The following is a 15,531-nucleotide window of genomic DNA, read 5'->3' as shown; positions in this document are numbered from 1 at the left end:
ACCGGGCAGCAGGCGGCGTACTGGTCCACGATCGAGGTGGAGGTGCCCGTCGGCGACGGCGCCGGCGACCTCACCTCGGACTTCGACAAGATCGAGCTCACGGGCGAGTACGGCCCGCGGTCAGGCCCCCGGTCGTCGGTGAACGTCCGGCCGGTACCACTGGCGAAGAGGTATGCGTGATACACATGCATGAGGATGAGACGAGGAGCTACGGGGCCATAAGGGTGTCCGGGGTGGTCGCCAAATCTCAGCGCTGGTGAGTGGGCGATCGGCGGCGTGCTGCCGCAGCGCGGGCAGGGTGTCCCCGTGCCCCCCTCGGGGGCACTCCAGCGTGATCATCGCCTCGAACAGCACCGGCGTCCGTCCTTGGTCAGCTCGGGAGCGTCACGCCGGGTCAAGGCGACGTCATCGGGCAGGTTCTCCAGCGGGCCACCTGGGCGGCCGAGCCCGGGGGGCGCATGCGGTTCAGGATGCACTTCAGCGAGTGGACCGCGGGCAGGTGGCGCTGGTCCCTGACCGCCGATCCCGCCGATCAGGACGCCCTGACCGCACTCGCGCAAAGCTGCCCGAACCTGCCGTTGCCCAATGACGCCTCCGCCGGCAGCTGACCCCATGGACATCAACGGCAACGCCTACTTCGATTACGCCCGCGACGGCCGCACGGTCGTCTCCTTCGCCCCGCTCTCACCCGAGAACTGGATGCGGTCCGGCGACGATCCGGCAGCGGTCGCCGCCACCCTCGTCCTCGACGCGGTGGCGCGCCTCTCCTCCACCGGCGACGGGACGACGGGTAGCGACGCCGCTCTCCGGTGAGCGGGGACGACGCGCACGCAGTGGCCAGGCAGGACTTGTGTTCTGTCGGGTCAGCCGGACACGGCCCGTTTCTGCCATATTCCGGCGCTACCCCTGGCGGCTGTTCAGCGTTGGGCCGGCGCCTCGTGTGTGGTGGAGCGACCGATCTTGAGGATGCTGGCGGCCTCGGTGACCGAGACGCCGTCGCCGGCCAGGCGGCGTAGCGTGGCCGGCTCGGCGGGGCCGCCGTCCCCGCCCTGCTCCCACTGAGCTGACAACTTGTGGATACGGGTCCGAGCTGGTCAGCGGAAGTCGGAGATGCGCAGCACCGCCAGCATGTCCGTCGCCCGGGAGCCGGTCGAGAAGGATGCCTCCGCGCCGACCCAGCCGCGGAAGGCTCCCGTGTCGTCGATGATCTGCATGAGCGGTTTGACGTGGGAGTTGCCGGTATAGCAGAACTCATCGCGCTCCATCGCCAGGCAGGTGCACCAGTGCCACAGCGTGTCGCGGCGGTCGGACTTGGAGATCATCGTGAGGTAGTACTGGATCGAGCTGACGTTGGGGCGCGTTCCGCCGCCATATTTGGGGCAGCCGCCCGACTTTTGACACGCGCCGCGTGAGGATGGTTGCAGGTAGGTCAGGCACGAGGTGGTGGCGGCGCAGGCATGGAAGGCGGAGTGGCCGAACGGCTGATTTCCGGACGTGACGAGCTTGCCACCCGCCCAGCTCGTCAGGTCCTGTCTGAGTGAGCCGGGGAACGCCTTCACCGAGCTCATCGCGCGGCGGGTGCTGCTCGCGGCGTTGCTGCCGTAGCCGTACCCGTGCGTGGCCAGCGTGCTCCGCTTGAGGTCCAGGCGGGCCAGCCTGCCGTCAGGCGAGGGCCGCACGTACCACTGCTCCGTCCACGTCTGGGCGATCTTCCACCGGATGGTGAGCACGTCGCCCGCCATGGTGTACGTCCCGGTGCGGCTCTCGTCGGGGGCACCGGTGAAGCCTCCGGCGGTGAGCACCTCGCAGGCGCGGGGCCGCGATGCGGCACCGCCCGCCTTGGTGGTGCAGCTCGGGTCGGGGACGGTGCCGGTGCGCTGTCTGGCCTTGGGATGACGCTGCCACCAGAGGTACAGGGCGGCGCTCACCGTGCCGTCCGCGGCGAAGCGGTAGCTGCCCAGGCGTACCCAGTTCTGCTGGGAGGCGGCCTTCAAATGACCCTGTGAGATGACGTAGGTGGTCTTGCCGCCCGGCAGCGGCGAGGCGGAAACCGCGGCGGTGGCCGGCCGGGCGGGCAGGATGGTGACGGCGAGCACGAAGGAGAGGATTGCCGCTGCGGTACGCATGAAGACTCCGGAAGGCTTGCGGGCTTAGCCGATCGTCAACAAGCCACCGTATTCGGCCCGGACTGGATATGTCTCCGGAACCGCAGCCATTCGGAAAGCACCCAAGCCGCTGGTACGCCTTCAACCACACCAGCTGTGTCTTGCCGTGGGCCCGCTCCCCTCGCCGGCCGAAGGGGTGAAGCCTCGGCCGGCTCCCGCGCCGACACCGCCCGCCTGAACCTCAGGTACGCCGTCCGATCGATCGACGCCACCCGAACCCCCTGAACCATCACCAACCAGCGCGACCCCAAGGTTCTAATAACTGGTGATCAAGGCCGCCGCCCGTTTCCGCCGTATTCCGGCGGCACCCCTTATAAGAACAATTCGGCAATCGCCGGTGAGGGCCTGGGCGTCGCGGGCCGGGAGCGGCCGGAGAGCCGAGCCCGCGAACGCCGGCGGCCCGCCAGGGGCGGGCCGCCTTGGAGCTGTGAAGAAGTCTCATTGGATCTCGGGACTCGTCCGGTTGCTCTATCTTCGGACGATTACTCCGGCGTCGACGTCGACGTCCACATCAACCCCACGGTGAGTCACGGCAGCTCCTTTCCTGGACGGTGCCGTCAGTAGATCACCGATTGGAGGGCGAGGACAGAGTCGCCAGGTCAGCTCGGCACTCGGCCGGCCGGTCGAACTCATCGAACGCACCCACGCCGAGACCCGGGCCGGATTCGACCGCCTCGGCTGGTCCGGCCTCCGCCTGGAAGCGTCGCCGGAGCTCAAGCGCCAGTCCGCGGCTTGGGACTGGCAGGTCTTCGACACCGTCGAAAGGCTCATCGGCACGGCACCGCTGACCCTGCACGACTGGGTGGAGGAGAACGTCCACCTCTTCCGATAGCCGGCATCCAGCACAGAGGGACCCGGCTCGCCGCGCACCCCGGACACCGTCGGCAGCCACACCACCGCCGTCCCGGAGGTCGCCGGACGGTGTCTCACCGAGGGGCCGGCCCGCCTGGCACGACTTTTCGAAGCTGCCATATCTGTCAAGTGGTTGCGGGGAGGGGCTCCGACGCCCGTCAGGGCCCGTCTGCACTCCGGCCCCTCCGTGCGACGATGCGTAAATGATCCATGCCGCCGGCCCGCACATGGTGAGGGGCCTTCAGGAGAGAGCGGCTCGGGCTCTGCCCGCGGAGCACGTCGAGCACGTGGACGGGTGGTGGCTGCGCCTGGCGCCCAACTGCTCCTGGTGGGTGGGAACGGTACTGCCGCACGGCGGCGCCGGACCGCAGGAGCTGACGCGCAGGGTGGGGGAGGCCGAGGACTTCTACGGCCGGCACGGCCTGACCGCGCGCTTCCAGATCAGCCCGGGCGCCTGTCCCGATGGTCTGGACGCGTTCTTGGAGGAGCGCGGCTACCGCCGTGGCGGCCGGATGTCGTTACAGGCGGCGTCGACCGCGCGGGTGCTGGAGCAGACGCCGGCGGGGTCGCCGCGGGTGCGGATGGAGGACCGGCCGGCAGGCGACTGGTTCGAGGTCTGGCACGCTGTGCACGGTCACGATGGTGAGTGGGACCTGCTCGGCCGGGTGGAGCGGCCGAGCGCCTACGCCGCGGTGACCGTCGGGGCCGATGTGATCGCGGTGGGCCGGGCGGTCGCCGACGACGGCTGGACGGGGGTGTTCGGGATGGCGACGCTTCCGCGAGCACGGGGGAAGGGCGCGGCCCGCGAGGTGCTCGCCGCGCTGGCCGGCTGGGCCCGCACACAGGCGACGGAGCGCATGTATCTGCAGGTGGAGTGCGAGAACGAGGCTGCCGTACGGCTGTACGGACGGGCGGGTTTCGAGGAGGTGTGCGGCTACCACTACCGCACGGCGCCGTGATCGGGTCGGGGGCGGGATGTGCTGTTCGAGCACCGCGACGGCGTCGGCCTTGACGACGTGGACCTCCCTCGGCCCGGCGCCGGGCCCGTGCACCCGTACCTCTCGGAGCGGAGCCGGGCACGGAATGCGTGATCCGGATTCCCGGCTCTGCCCGTTCCACCGTCGGGAAGAAGTCAGACGGAGGGCTTGCGGAACTGTTTGATCATCGCTGCGTAACTGTCGTCGGCGTGGCCGTCGGCCGCCGCACGTTCGGCCAGTTCCAGGAAGAGATTCGGCAACTCGGTGTTGACGCCGAGCGCCTCGGTCTCCTGGACCAGGTGCGCCATCCCGCCCATGTGAATGGCGACGGTGGCGTCGGTGGCCGGATACTTGCCCTCGTCGATCTGCTGCGCGTATGCGGAGACGTAGTCGGTCGTCACGTTGATCGCGGTGTTGGCCAGGGTCGCGAAAGTCGTCGCCTTGACGTTCGCGGTGCCCAGCAGTGCGGCACCCTGCAGGAAGCCGTTCAGGACACCCCACATGATGCTCAGGACAGACATGTCATACAGGGCAGACAGGCCGTGGTCCTCGTCGAGGTAAACGGTTCCGGTCTCGCTGAGTGCCCGCAGGGTGGCCTGGTGCTCCTCGAAGGCGACCTTCGGGCCGGAGTACAACAGCGTGGCGTCGGCGGTGCCGATGACCTGGGGAAGGGCAAGGATCGCCCCGTCGAGGTAGGCGCTGCCGATCTTGGCCGCCCACCCGGCGGTTTCGCGTGCCTGGGTGGAACTGGCCGTGGTCAGGTTGACGAGGGTACGGCCGGCCAGCGAGGGGCCGACCGGGTCCAGCAACTCATGCACGGCGTCGTAGTCCGAGACGCAGACAACGACGAGTGGGCTCGCCTCGACCGCGCTCTTGATCGAGTCGGCCAGGGTGGCGCCGTTGGCGACGAGATCGTCAGCCTTGGCTGCCGAGCGGTTCCAGACGGTGGTCGGGTGACCGTTCATCAGGAAGGCCGCGGCCAGTGCATGGCCCATCAGTCCCAGGCCGACAACGGTGACCGGCGATTGCGAGGCGGAAAGGGGGGACATATGTGCTCCTGCGTCTCTCATGCGGCGTCCGCCGCGACAGGTGTGGTTGCCGTGGCCGAGGCCTGGGCGTGGTGGGTCGCCGGTCCGGACGGCTCGGCGCCGGTGAAGCCGTCCTCGGACCAGCGGGGGCCGGAGCCGGCGCTCGGTCGTCGCGGCGAGATGGCCCGAGCGGTGCTCCAGCCGCGTTGCGGGCGCCTCATACGAAGAACCCGACGATGCTGCGGATGCGGTCGCCGGCGAACTCGACGACGTCGTAGCCGGTGGCGACCGTGCCGAGTTTCCAGCTGAACAGCGCGCGGTCATGGTGGGCGCCGACCACGGTGTCGAGGGTGAACCTCAGGTCGCCGAGCTTCTCCCGGGCGCGGCCGATCGCCTCGGACAGTTCGGTGTGCCCACGCAGGCCCGCGTTGTCGGGGTCGGTGTAGAGCGAGTCCTCGGTGAGGACGGACTTCATCAGTGTCATCCGGGCGGCGGCGTCTCGCTCGTTCCAGATGTCGAGGTAGGCGAGGATCACATCGGTGGTGCTCACTTGCCGGCTCCTTCCAAGAGGGATGTTCGCTGTGGTTGCAGGGTGGGCCTGAGGACGGGGAGATCAGCACCCCGGCGTCGGGCCACCCCGAAGGACGCGACGCCGTACAGCGCCGGCCCGCTCATGGACATCCGCGCGGTCCCAGCCGGTCCACGGCTCGCCCGCCGGGCAGCAACAGGCCGCCGGGCCCGACGGCACAGGCGCTGACCACCCGCTGCACCGGCTGCGGGCTGAACTCCAGCGCGGTCCCGATGTCGGGCAGCGCCGCGTACCCGATGTCGCGGTCGAGCGCCACGATGAGCCGGGTCAACGCCGGCAGCTCCGAGACGAGGTCCTTCTCCGGCCACAAGCCCCCATTTCTACATGCCGTCATATTAGTACACGGCGTTCAGACTTAGCACGATGTAGATTAGACCAACCCTGTAGACTGTCAAGGGTGAGCGACCACACGATGAGCCGCCGCGACCGGCTACGTGCCCAGACCAGCGCCGAGATCAAGGCGATCGCCATGAAGCTCATGGCGGACGGCGGCCCGGACGCCATCTCGCTACGCGCGATCGCCCGCGAGATGGGCATGACGGCCGGCGCGATCTACAGCTACTTCGCCACCCGCGACGACCTGATCACGGCGCTCGTCGGCGACGTCTACACCTCGGCGGTCGACGCCGCCGAAGCCGCCCGCGACGCGGTGCCGGAAACCGATCCGGGCGGCCGGATCCTGGCCTGGGCCCAAGCCGTGCGCGAGTGGGCGTTGGCCAACCCCCAAGGCTTCCGGCTGATCTACGGCGACTCCGTGCCCGGCTACCGTCCGCCCGACGACGGTCCCGGCAAGCAAGCCGAGGCGCGTGCCTGCAGCGGACTGATCGGCCTCGTCGCCGCAGCCTGGCCGACAGTCCGGGCGCACCGCCCCGAGGACCGTGCCTACAACTGGGCCGACTTCGACCCGGACCTGGTAGCCCATGTCCGGGAGGATTTTCCGGACCTGCCACCGGCAGGCATCGCGATGACGCTGAGGGTGTGGGGCCGCATGCACGGGCTCATGGCCCTGGAGATCTACGGCCACCTGCGCGCCCTCATCCAGGACCCGGCCATTGTCTACCGCGACGAGATGCACGACCTCGTCGCCTCTCTCGGCCTCGGCGACCGAACACTCACAGAGAACCCGATTACCCGGTCGCGCGGCTGACAGCGCGCTGGGGGCGGTTTGTGAGCGGCGGCCTGGAGGGTGAGGTCGTCCGCGTCACCTGTCACCCGGAGGAACGGGTCAATGTCCCAACGTGTTTTTCTGTCGGACCGTGCGGTGCGGCCACGTCGGCTGCGTATGGTAACCGCTTCGGCGCTGACCGTGAGCCTGGCCGTGGCCGCGGCGTTCCCGGCCGCCGCCGCGACCACGCCGTCCGCGGCCTGGAACGGCGCCAAGGCGCAGCGCGCCCAGCTGCAGCAGTTGGCGCGCAAGCTGGTGGACGCCGGGGCGCCCGGCGTGATCGTGCGGGTCGACGACGGCAGCGGCCGGCCGGTCGAGATCGCCGAGCAGGCCGCCTGGACCAGACGGGATCACCTGCTCAAGGTGGGGGACGAGTTCCGGATGGGATCCAACACCAAGACCATGGTGGCCACGCTCGTGCTGCAACTGGTCGCCGAGGGCGAGCTCGCCCTGACCGACCCGGTGGAGAAGTGGCTGCCCGGCAAGGTGCCCAACGGCAAGGCGATCACGTTGCGCATGCTGCTGAACCACACCAGCGGCCTGTTCGACTACACCGAGGACGCCGCGCTCCGGCCGTCGATCCTCGGCAGAGATCGGCGGCGGTGGACCTCGGCGAAGCTGCTCGCCGTGGGGGTGAAGCACGACCCGCTGTTCGCGCCGGGCACGCAATGGTCCTACAGCAACACCAACTACGCCGCGATCGGCGCCGTCCTGGAGCAGGTCACCGGGAGGAGCCTGGCCGATCTGGTCCGGGACCGGATCGCCCGGCCGCTCGCTCTCAACCACACCTACTTCGCCACGGACTCCACCTGGCGTGGCCCCCATGCCCACGGCTATGAACTGGATGCCGCCCACATGCCACCCAGTGTGCCGGCCGAGTTCAGGCACTTCGCCGGGGCACATCGCAACGGCCACGTGGACGTCTCCGGCAATGCCCCCGGGTGGGGCGGGGCGGCCGGGGCGGTGGTGTCCACCACGCAGGACTGGGCCCGCTTCTCCACCGCGTTGACGTCCGGCAAGCTGCTGCCCGCCGCCCAGCTGGCACAGATGCGCACCACCGTGCCGGTGGACCCACGGCAGCCGGACGGGCCCGGCTACGGGCTGGGCATCCAGACCGGCCCCACCCCGTGCGGCACCTTCTGGGGTCACGACGGCGGCATACCCGGCTACCTCACCACCAGCGTCACCGACCGCACCGGTAGCCGCACCGCGACCGTCCTCATCTCGACGGAGTTCTGGAGCGAGTTCGGGGGCGCCCCGAAGATCGCCAAGGCCGCCCAGGCGCTCCAGACCGCGGTGATCTGCACGATGTTCGGCAAGCCCGTGCCGGCCGCGGCTCACGCCGGCTGACCGGCGCGGCCGGCCCCGGACGCGGTGATGATCGCGGACACCAGGTCTTCGGACTCGGCCCGCGACATCGCCGCGCCCGCGGCGTGCGCGGCCGCGAACCCGGCGGCGCCCAGGGCGGCCGCGGCCCGCTGCGTGATCATCCGCACGTCGACGTCGCCGAGGTCGTCCCAGCCCCGCAGCGCGGTGGCGACCCCGAGCAGCCGTCCCGCGCGCTCCGGCCGGTCGCGGCACAGCTCGATCGCGGCGGCCACGACCGCGATCGAGGCCGCGACCGGCGTATGCCAGGTCAGCGTCAGGTGCACCGCCGGGTGGTCGAGCCGGCGTACCGCCCCGTCCGGGGAACCCTCCGCGACGTCCACCTGGGCGAGGACGCCCAACAGCAACGCGGTCAGGTGCGGGGTCGACCGGCCGGGTGGCGCCTCGGCCAAGCCGGCCCGGGCGTGTTCGCGGGCCGGCCCCGGACGTCCGGCCCGCCATTCCAGTTGCGCCAGCCCCAGGCACACCTGAGCTCGCGACTCCGCCGACCCGGTCCGCTCGACCTGGTCGAGCAAGTCCGTCAGCTGCCGCCGCCCGCCGTCCACGTCGCCGCCTTGGGCCCGGTGCAGCGCGGCCGCCACCTCGTTCTCCATGGTGTGCTCGGGCATGCCGAGTTCCCGGAAGTAGCGGGTGGCCCGCTCGGCCAGCGCGGGCGCACCGGCCGGCTCGCCGGCCCGCTGCAGTGCCGAATTCAGGGTGCTCAGCGTGATCGCCAGGCCCCACCGCTCGCCGAGTTCCTCGAAGCCGGTCAGCGCGCGCGACAGCACCTCCGTCGCCTCGGCGGCGTGCCCGGTGTTCATGGCCAGCACGCCTTGAGCCAGCAGGGCCAACGACCGGCTCCACGGATCCGTCCGCCCGTCCGGGGAACCGGGCACGTCCGGTGCGGCTCGATCGCGTCCCGAGCTTACGGCGAGCGCCAACCGGGCCATCTCCACAACGGGGTGGGTGCCGGGGGCGACATGCTCCAGCGCCTTCCCGATCCGGTCGAAGGCCGCTTCCGCCTCGTCAGGCCGGCTGATGGCCTCAGTCGTGGCGAGCGCGTGCGCCACGGCCACCAGCGCGCGTGCCCGCGGCTCGGTCGAGCCGCGGGCCCGGAGTATCCGGCCGAGCAGGTCCAGCGATTCCGGCGGGTGGTCCCGCAGGAACCAGAACCAGCACAGCGCGACACCGAACCTGACCGCCAGGTCGGCGTCGCCTGACTCGACCGCCCAGCGGATCGCGGCCGACAGGTTGTCCCGTTCCGCGGACAGGCGGACCAGCCAGCGCCGTTGGTCGGACGTGCGCAGGTGCGAGTCTGCGGTCTCGGCCAGCTGGAGGAGGAACCCGGCGTGCCACCCGCGTACGGCCTCGACCTCGTCACGCAGGGCCAGTCGCTCGAGGCCGTATTCCCGGATGGTCTCCAGCACGCGGTAGCGCGGCTCGACCGGGTCGGCAGGCTCCACCGGGTGCAGCAGGGACTTGTCGACCAACGCCGTCAGCAGCTCCCGGACGTCGTCCGACCGGCCGATCGCCTCCGCCGCGTCCTCGGCGAAGGTGCCGGGCACGACCGACAGCCGCTCCAGCAGCGCTCGCTCGTCGGCGTCGAGCAGCTCCCAGCTCCAGGCCACCGCGGCGCTCAAGGTCCGGTGCCGCGGCAATGCGGTGCGGCTGCCCCCGGTGAGCAGCCGGAAGCGGTCGTCCAGCCGTGCCGCGACCACCTCGACCGGCAGGGCACGCAACCGTGCCGCGGCCAGCTCGATCGCCAGCGGCAGGCCGTCCAGGCGGCGACAGATCTCCACCGCCGCCGTCAGCGCGCTGCCTTCCGGCGCGAAGCCCGGCCGCACCGCGGCGGCCCGGTCGTGGAACAGCCGGACCGCCGCGCAGGCGCGGGCCCGCTCGGCCGTCGAGCCTGGTTCGGGCAGCTCCAGCGGGAGCACCGGGTGCAAGGTCTCACCGTCGATCCGCAGGGGTTCCCGGCTGGTGGCCAGCACCCGCAGCCCCGGGCACCGGCCGAGCAGGGCCCCGGCGAGCGTCGCGGCGGCCTCGATCACGTGCTCGCAGTTGTCCAGCACCAGCACCAGGTCGTCGTCCGCGAGTGTCTCGACCAGGTGGTCCAGGACCGCCTCCGGGGTGACAGGCCGCGGCGGCACGCCCTGCTCGCGCCCCTGCAACAGGTCGAGCACCACGCGGGGCACGTCGTCCGCGCCGACCGGGGCCAGCGGGACGGACCACACCCCGCCGGACGGCGTGAGCTGCCGGCCGATGGTGTTGGCCAGCCGGGTTTTGCCCGCCCCTCCGGGGCCGACCAGGGTGACCAGCCGGACTCGGCCGAGCAGTTCGACCACGCGGCGGACGTCGTCGTCGCGGCCCACGAAGCTGGTGAGCGGGACCTCCAGATTGCCGTGCGATCGGCGGGAGCGGGGGAGCTCACCGCGCAACACCGCCAGGTGGGCCTCCTGGAGCTGCGGTCCGGGGTCGCTGCCGAAACTGTCCGCCAGCAGGCCGCGGATCCGCTGGTAGGCGGCCAGCGCCTCGGCGCCGCGGCCGTTCAGCGCCAGGGCTCGGATCAGCTGGGCGTGCAGCCGTTCGCGCAGGGGGTGCGCGGCGGTCAGCGACTCCAGCTCGGCGACCAGGTCGAGGTCGGCGCCCAGCGCGAGCTCGGCCTCGACCCGGTCCTCCAGGGTGGCCAACCGGGCCCGCTCGAGCCGTTCGGCCTCGGCGGCGGCGAACGGTGCCTCACGCACGTCCGCCAGGGCGGGGCCGCGCCACAGGCTCAGGGCCTCGCGCAAGGTGGCGGCAGCCTCGGCGGGTCGGGACTGCGCGTGCGCGCGCCGACCCGCGCGGGCCAGCCGCTCGAACCGGACGGCGTCGACCGCGTCCGGCTCGACGGCCAGCCGGTACCCGGCCGGGCCCGAGGTGAGCAGCCCGGGGTCGTCCAGGACGCGCCGCAGCCGGGACACCAGCGATTGCAGCGCGTGCAGGTGGTCGGCCGGTGCCACCTCGCCCCACAGCGCCTCGACCAGGGTCGCCGGCCGGACGGCACGCCCGGCGTCCAATACCAGCCGGGCCAGCAACGCCCGCAGCCGCGCGCCCCCGACCCGCGTCGGGCCGGTAGCGGTGTCCAGCACCAGGGAACCGAGGATGCCGACGCGCAGGCCGCCGAGAGCGGGGCAATGCTCCTCGATCGCATCTGCCATGGCCCGCAGTCTGTCAGAGAACGGCGTATTACCTGACAGTCAAGGTTCGAGCCCTGAGGAGACACCCCGGACGGCGCAATTGCGTTCCAAACGCCAACGATCTGCTGCGCTAGTACTTCCCCAAGTGAACCGACCCACGGTTTGCCCGATGACGAGGTCTTCCACCCACACCGTCGCGTCGTGGCCGCCCTGATCGCGCAACGGCGGACGTCGACCGCGGCGGTGGCCGCTCGCCGGCACGAACATGCTGCAGAGCGACATTCCGGCAGAGCCGATCGCTGCTGATCAGGCGTATCCGCCCGGTACGGTCCAGGGTCGATGTGCATGTGGTCCGGCTCTGATCAGTCGTCCCGCCGCTCCACCAGCAGCAGCACCGGGGCCAGCACGAGGGCGGCGTAGGCGGCCAGGAGCAGAGCGGCCACGAGCATTCCCGGCTGCGGATCCGGCTGGAGCGTCGTCAGCGATCTGGCGAGCCCGATGAAGGTGTAGTGGACGGCGTCCTCCTGCAACGAGCTGGGGAGCACTGCGGGCAGGGCGCTCATCACCACGAACGTCACCATCGTGAACACCGTGATCGCCGCCCCTGTCCCGCGCACCGCCGCACCGACCGCGAAGCCGAACACCGCGATGAAGACCGTGTAGGCGACGCTGCCGAGCAGGGCCTTCCAAGCGCCGCCATCGCCCAGCCCGATCCCGAGCCCGTCCGGGTAGAGGGCCTGGGTCAGGAAGAACGTCCCGAACGTGAGCGCCGACGCCACCGCCGCGACCACCGCGGCCAGCACCGCCAGCTTCGCCGTCAAGAGCCGCCGCCGCTGCGGAACGGCCAGCAGCGAGCTGCGGATCTGCCCGGTCGAATACTCCGACGTGACTGTCAGCACTCCCAGCACTCCGAACGCGAACTGCGCCAGCAGTACGGCGCTCAGCGGCTCAAGCGGATCGAACCCGTCCTCCACCAGCCATGCCTTGGGTAGCGCCGCCGCTTCGACCGGATCGACCGACAACGCCGTCAGCGCTCCGAACACCGGCACGAGCAGCGCCGCCGCCCCCAGGCACCACCACGTCGACCGCACCGACCCGAGCTTGATCCACTCCGACCGCACGACGTATCGGATGTCTGTCATGGCTGCCTCTCCAGTGCGTGGTATTCGACTGCCTCGCCGGTGAGGCCCAGGTAGGCGTCCTCGAGGGAGGAGCGGTGTTCGGCGAGGTGGACGATCGGGATGCCGGCGCCGAGGAGGAGTTCTCCGGCGTGGGGCGCGTCGATGCCCTTGATGAGCAGGTCACCGCCGTCGACGGTGACGTCTCCGCCGGCTCGGGCGAGCAGCCCGACCGCCGTGCCTGTCTTCGCCTCGGGGACCCGGAGCTCGATGGACGCCGTCGCCACCAGATCGCCGACGGGGGCGTCGGCCAGGAGCCTGCCGCGGCCGATCACGATCAGGTGGTCGGCGGTGTTCTGCATTTCGGCCATCAGGTGGGACGAGACGAAGACCGTCCGGCCCTCGGCGGCCAGGTCCCGCATCAGGGTGCGGACCCACTGGACGCCCTCCGCGTCCAGGCCGTTGACCGGTTCGTCGAACAGCAGGACGCCGGGGTCGCCGAGCAGGGCCGCGGCGATGCCGAGCCGCTGGCGCATGCCCAGGCTGAACCCGCGGATCCGGCGGCCCGCCACCGCGGCCAGCCCGGCCAGCTCCAGGCAGTCGTCCACCCGGCGCTCCCCGATGCCGTTGGCCGCCGCGATCACCCGCAGATGGTTCCGGGCCGTCCGCCCGGAATGCACCTCTGAGGCGTCCAGCAGCGCCCCGACCCGGGTGAGGGGCCGGTCGAGATCACGCAGCGGCCGCCCGTCGATCAGGACGCGGCCCTTGTGCGCCCGGTCGAGCCCGAGGACAAGCCGCATAGTGGTGGACTTGCCCGCGCCGTTCGGCCCGAGGAACCCGGTGACGCGTCCCGGACGGACCGTGAAAGTGAGCCCGTCGACGGCCGCGGCCCTGCCGTAGCGCTTGACCAGACCAGTGACTTCGATCATCTTGTGCCTCCCGGACTCCACGGTCGCCGATCGGGCGGGCGGGTCGCTTCCGCCCACGGTGCCGATCACGCTTCGGACCGTGGGGGGAAGCGGCGGGACGGACCGTATCGATACGGTCGGGTCGTGAATGCGCTGCGCCCGTGGCACTGGACCGCCCTGGACGCCGTCATCATCCTGCTGCTGGCCGGGCTCGCCGCGGACGGTGACGGCGAGCCCGGCCTGTTCCTGCCCCTGCTCCTGGTCACGGCCCCGGTCCTGCTCCGCCGCAAATACCCGGTGCCCGTCCTGATCTGGACGAACGCCGTCACCTACCTGTTCGTCTTCAAGCAGCTGGACGCCACCATGCAGCCCGCCGCCTGGATGTTGGCCTCCTACTCGGCCGCCGTCCGGTCGAGACGCGCTGCCGTCCTCACCGGCGCCGGTACCTGGCTGCTGGCCCAGGGGATCGTCCTCCGTCAGGACGGCATGACCCCGCTCCAGCTCGTCGTGGTCCCGCTGATCGCCACGCTGCCGCCGTGCGTGCTGGCCGACGCCGTCCGCCAGAGCCGCGGATGGATGACCGCCTTCGCTGACCAGCAGCGCCGCCGCGCCGACGCCGAAGCCGGGGCCCGGATCGCCGCGGAACGCCTGACGATCGCCCGCGAACTGCACGACGTCGTCGCCCACGGGGTGACTCTGATGACCGTCCAGGCCGGCATCGCGCGCCTCCGCTCCGCCCCCGACGACCCGCTCCACGAGGTCGTCGAGACGATCGAGCAGACCGGCCGCTCATCCCTGGCGGAGATGCGCCGCCTGATGAACCTCCTCCGCAGCGACGACGCCGACGGCCTCGCCCCCCAGCCCGGCCTGGCCGACCTGGGCGACCTGGTCGCCGCGGCGTCCGCGGCGGGCCTGCGCACCGAACTGACGATCTACGGCACCCCGCGTCCGCTGGCCGCCGGCGCCGACCTGGCCGCCTACCGGATCGTCCAGGAGGCCCTGACCAACGCCGTGAAACACGCCGCCACCAGGTCGGCGACCATCGACGTCACCCACGAGGCCGACGGCGTCCGCCTGCGGGTGTCCAACCCCGGCCCGGTCGCCGTGCGCGGCGCGGGCCAGGGCATCCCCGGCATGGAGGAACGGGCCCGTCTCTACGGCGGCACGGTGAGTGCCGAGCCCACCTCCCCGGACGGCTGGCAGGTAGCAGCCTGGCTCCCTCACGGCTCCGAAGAGACAACCCTCACGCTGGACGAGGCCCGTCAATGATCCGAGTCATGCTCGCCGATGACCAGGCCCTGCTCCGGGTCTCGCTGTCGGCCCTCCTGAACACGGAACCGGGCATGCGGGTCGTGGGCACCGCGGAGAACGGCGGCGAGGCGATCGACCTGGCCGTGGCCCTCCGCCCCGACGTGGTGTTGATGGACGTGCGCATGCCGGGAATGAACGGCATAGACGCCACCCGGAAGATCACCGAGGACCCGTCAATCCGCGTCGTCATCCTGACCTCGTTCGACCTGGACGAGTACGTCTTCGCCGGCCTCCGCGCAGGCGCCAGCGGCTTCCTCCTGAAGGACTCACCCCCAGAGGACCTTCTGACGGCGATCCGCGTGGTCGCAGCCGGCGAGGCCCTACTGACCCCGGCGGCAACCCGCCGCCTGATCGAACGCTTCACCGCCACACCCCTGTCCCTCGCCGACCGCCTCCCCGAATCCACCCCGTCCCGCAAGGTCCTCGCCACCCTCACCGACCGAGAACGAGACGTCCTGGCCCGGGTGGCCCGAGGCATGTCCAATGCCGAAATAGCCGCCGACCTGGTCCTGGCCACCAGCACGGTCAAAACCCACCTGACCAACCTGCTGGCCAAAACAGCAGCCCGGGACCGAGCCCAACTGGTCATCTTCGCCTACGAGTCCGGACTGACCGCCGCGCCCTAGACCGTGCGGGTGCGGGTGAAGGCGCGGCGAGCCTGGGCTTCCATGCCCGGCCCGCTCTACCTGGCGGCCGGCCACACCGTCCTTCAAGGATGGTGTTCCGGGACGTCCGCCATCTTCGCCGCGGCGTCGCGGAGCAGCCCGGGGGTCAGCCGGCGATGGACCGCGGACAACGGAGGCCACACGCTGTGGCCCAGGCGCCGGTCATAGCGCAGGAAGGTCCCCAGCGACACCCGTCCATCGGTTGCCTGTAC

The 15,531-nt window shown here is 71.3% G+C and carries 16 protein-coding genes; 8 read left to right on the top strand and 8 right to left on the bottom strand.

Features of this window, described 5'->3' with window-relative positions:
• From ACZ6R6_RS48415 to ACZ6R6_RS48405, 3 genes are all read left to right on the top strand, one after another.
• A partial coding sequence (locus ACZ6R6_RS48415) for a hypothetical protein (protein WP_470104205.1) occupies positions 1–180 on the top strand: 180 nt, incomplete at its 5' end.
• A 278-nt stretch (positions 181–458) separates the two neighbouring features.
• The gene (locus ACZ6R6_RS48410) at positions 459–608 is read left to right on the top strand and encodes a hypothetical protein (protein WP_470104203.1); all 150 of its coding nucleotides are present in this window, start codon (positions 459–461) and stop codon (positions 606–608) included.
• Between the two features lie 4 nt (positions 609–612).
• Positions 613–813 (top strand): hypothetical protein, encoded by a 201-nt coding sequence (locus ACZ6R6_RS48405; RefSeq protein ID WP_470104201.1) that lies wholly within the window; start codon positions 613–615, stop codon positions 811–813.
• A 104-nt stretch (positions 814–917) separates the two neighbouring features.
• Here the strand turns inward: ACZ6R6_RS48405 and ACZ6R6_RS48400 are convergent, their stop codons facing one another.
• Positions 918–1,070, bottom strand: a complete 153-nt coding sequence (locus tag ACZ6R6_RS48400) for a hypothetical protein (protein WP_470104199.1) — start codon at positions 1,068–1,070, stop codon at positions 918–920.
• A 24-nt stretch (positions 1,071–1,094) separates the two neighbouring features.
• Complete coding sequence (locus ACZ6R6_RS48395; RefSeq protein ID WP_470104198.1) at positions 1,095–2,126, bottom strand: hypothetical protein; 1,032 nt, start codon at positions 2,124–2,126, stop codon at positions 1,095–1,097.
• Positions 2,127–3,220: 1,094 nt separating this feature from the next.
• On the opposite strand from ACZ6R6_RS48395, the gene ACZ6R6_RS48390 reads away from it, so the two are divergent.
• Positions 3,221–3,976 carry a GNAT family N-acetyltransferase gene (locus ACZ6R6_RS48390; protein ID WP_470104196.1) on the top strand — a complete coding sequence of 252 codons (756 nt, stop codon included), beginning with the start codon at positions 3,221–3,223 and terminating at the stop codon, positions 3,974–3,976.
• A gap of 173 nt (positions 3,977–4,149) precedes the next feature.
• Here ACZ6R6_RS48390 and ACZ6R6_RS48385 read toward each other — a convergent pair whose 3' ends face one another.
• From ACZ6R6_RS48385 to ACZ6R6_RS48375, 3 genes are all read right to left on the bottom strand, one after another.
• Positions 4,150–5,043: an NAD(P)-dependent oxidoreductase gene (locus ACZ6R6_RS48385; RefSeq protein WP_470104194.1), complete on the bottom strand. Its 894-nt coding sequence runs from the start codon at positions 5,041–5,043 to the stop codon at positions 4,150–4,152.
• Between the two features lie 196 nt (positions 5,044–5,239).
• Positions 5,240–5,572: a nuclear transport factor 2 family protein gene (locus ACZ6R6_RS48380; protein ID WP_470104192.1), complete on the bottom strand. Its 333-nt coding sequence runs from the start codon at positions 5,570–5,572 to the stop codon at positions 5,240–5,242.
• A gap of 121 nt (positions 5,573–5,693) precedes the next feature.
• Positions 5,694–5,921 carry a hypothetical protein gene (locus ACZ6R6_RS48375; RefSeq protein ID WP_470104191.1) on the bottom strand — a complete coding sequence of 76 codons (228 nt, stop codon included), beginning with the start codon at positions 5,919–5,921 and terminating at the stop codon, positions 5,694–5,696.
• Positions 5,922–6,023: 102 nt separating this feature from the next.
• On the opposite strand from ACZ6R6_RS48375, the gene ACZ6R6_RS48370 reads away from it, so the two are divergent.
• Positions 6,024–6,758 (top strand): TetR/AcrR family transcriptional regulator, encoded by a 735-nt coding sequence (locus tag ACZ6R6_RS48370; protein WP_470104189.1) that lies wholly within the window; start codon positions 6,024–6,026, stop codon positions 6,756–6,758.
• A gap of 135 nt (positions 6,759–6,893) precedes the next feature.
• On the top strand, positions 6,894–8,126 hold the full coding sequence (locus ACZ6R6_RS48365; protein WP_470104187.1) for a serine hydrolase domain-containing protein: 1,233 nt from the start codon (positions 6,894–6,896) through the stop codon (positions 8,124–8,126).
• Here the strand turns inward: ACZ6R6_RS48365 and ACZ6R6_RS48360 are convergent.
• The 3 genes from ACZ6R6_RS48360 to ACZ6R6_RS48350 form a co-directional block, all read right to left on the bottom strand.
• A complete protein-coding gene (locus tag ACZ6R6_RS48360; RefSeq protein WP_470104186.1) occupies positions 8,114–11,338 on the bottom strand; it encodes an AfsR/SARP family transcriptional regulator in 3,225 nt (1,074 codons plus the stop codon). The two genes, ACZ6R6_RS48365 and ACZ6R6_RS48360, sit on opposite strands and share 13 nt — an antisense overlap.
• 341 nt (positions 11,339–11,679) lie before the next feature.
• The gene (locus tag ACZ6R6_RS48355) at positions 11,680–12,459 is read right to left on the bottom strand and encodes an ABC transporter permease (RefSeq protein ID WP_470104184.1); all 780 of its coding nucleotides are present in this window, start codon (positions 12,457–12,459) and stop codon (positions 11,680–11,682) included.
• Positions 12,456–13,364, bottom strand: coding sequence for an ABC transporter ATP-binding protein (locus ACZ6R6_RS48350; protein WP_470104183.1), 909 nt, complete (start codon positions 13,362–13,364; stop codon positions 12,456–12,458). The genes ACZ6R6_RS48355 and ACZ6R6_RS48350 overlap by 4 nt, the downstream gene beginning before the upstream one ends.
• 123 nt (positions 13,365–13,487) lie before the next feature.
• Between ACZ6R6_RS48350 and ACZ6R6_RS48345 the strand changes: the two genes are divergently transcribed.
• Together ACZ6R6_RS48345 and ACZ6R6_RS48340 are read left to right on the top strand one after the other, a co-directional pair.
• The gene (locus tag ACZ6R6_RS48345; RefSeq protein ID WP_470104182.1) at positions 13,488–14,612 is read left to right on the top strand and encodes a sensor histidine kinase; all 1,125 of its coding nucleotides are present in this window, start codon (positions 13,488–13,490) and stop codon (positions 14,610–14,612) included.
• Complete coding sequence (locus tag ACZ6R6_RS48340; protein ID WP_470104180.1) at positions 14,609–15,280, top strand: response regulator; 672 nt, start codon at positions 14,609–14,611, stop codon at positions 15,278–15,280. The genes ACZ6R6_RS48345 and ACZ6R6_RS48340 overlap by 4 nt, the downstream gene beginning before the upstream one ends.
• Positions 15,281–15,531 lie beyond the last annotated feature (251 nt).

It is taken from the genome of Streptosporangium sp. NPDC048886 (assembly GCF_055586905.1).
This window is presented reverse-complemented; position numbering and strand designations above follow the sequence as displayed.

Coding starts and splice junctions, on each gene's coding strand:
- ACZ6R6_RS48370 (WP_470104189.1), top strand. CDS start 6,024: ATGAGCCGCCGCGACCGGCTACGTGCCCAGACCAGCGCCGAGATCAAG.
- ACZ6R6_RS48390 (WP_470104196.1), top strand. CDS start 3,221: ATGATCCATGCCGCCGGCCCGCACATGGTGAGGGGCCTTCAGGAGAGA.
- ACZ6R6_RS48405 (WP_470104201.1), top strand. CDS start 613: ATGGACATCAACGGCAACGCCTACTTCGATTACGCCCGCGACGGCCGC.
- ACZ6R6_RS48340 (WP_470104180.1), top strand. CDS start 14,609: ATGATCCGAGTCATGCTCGCCGATGACCAGGCCCTGCTCCGGGTCTCG.
- ACZ6R6_RS48410 (WP_470104203.1), top strand. CDS start 459: ATGCGGTTCAGGATGCACTTCAGCGAGTGGACCGCGGGCAGGTGGCGC.
- ACZ6R6_RS48365 (WP_470104187.1), top strand. CDS start 6,894: ATGGTAACCGCTTCGGCGCTGACCGTGAGCCTGGCCGTGGCCGCGGCG.
- ACZ6R6_RS48385 (WP_470104194.1), bottom strand. CDS start 5,043: ATGTCCCCCCTTTCCGCCTCGCAATCGCCGGTCACCGTTGTCGGCCTG.
- ACZ6R6_RS48395 (WP_470104198.1), bottom strand. CDS start 2,126: ATGCGTACCGCAGCGGCAATCCTCTCCTTCGTGCTCGCCGTCACCATC.
- ACZ6R6_RS48355 (WP_470104184.1), bottom strand. CDS start 12,459: ATGACAGACATCCGATACGTCGTGCGGTCGGAGTGGATCAAGCTCGGG.
- ACZ6R6_RS48350 (WP_470104183.1), bottom strand. CDS start 13,364: ATGATCGAAGTCACTGGTCTGGTCAAGCGCTACGGCAGGGCCGCGGCC.
- ACZ6R6_RS48360 (WP_470104186.1), bottom strand. CDS start 11,338: ATGGCAGATGCGATCGAGGAGCATTGCCCCGCTCTCGGCGGCCTGCGC.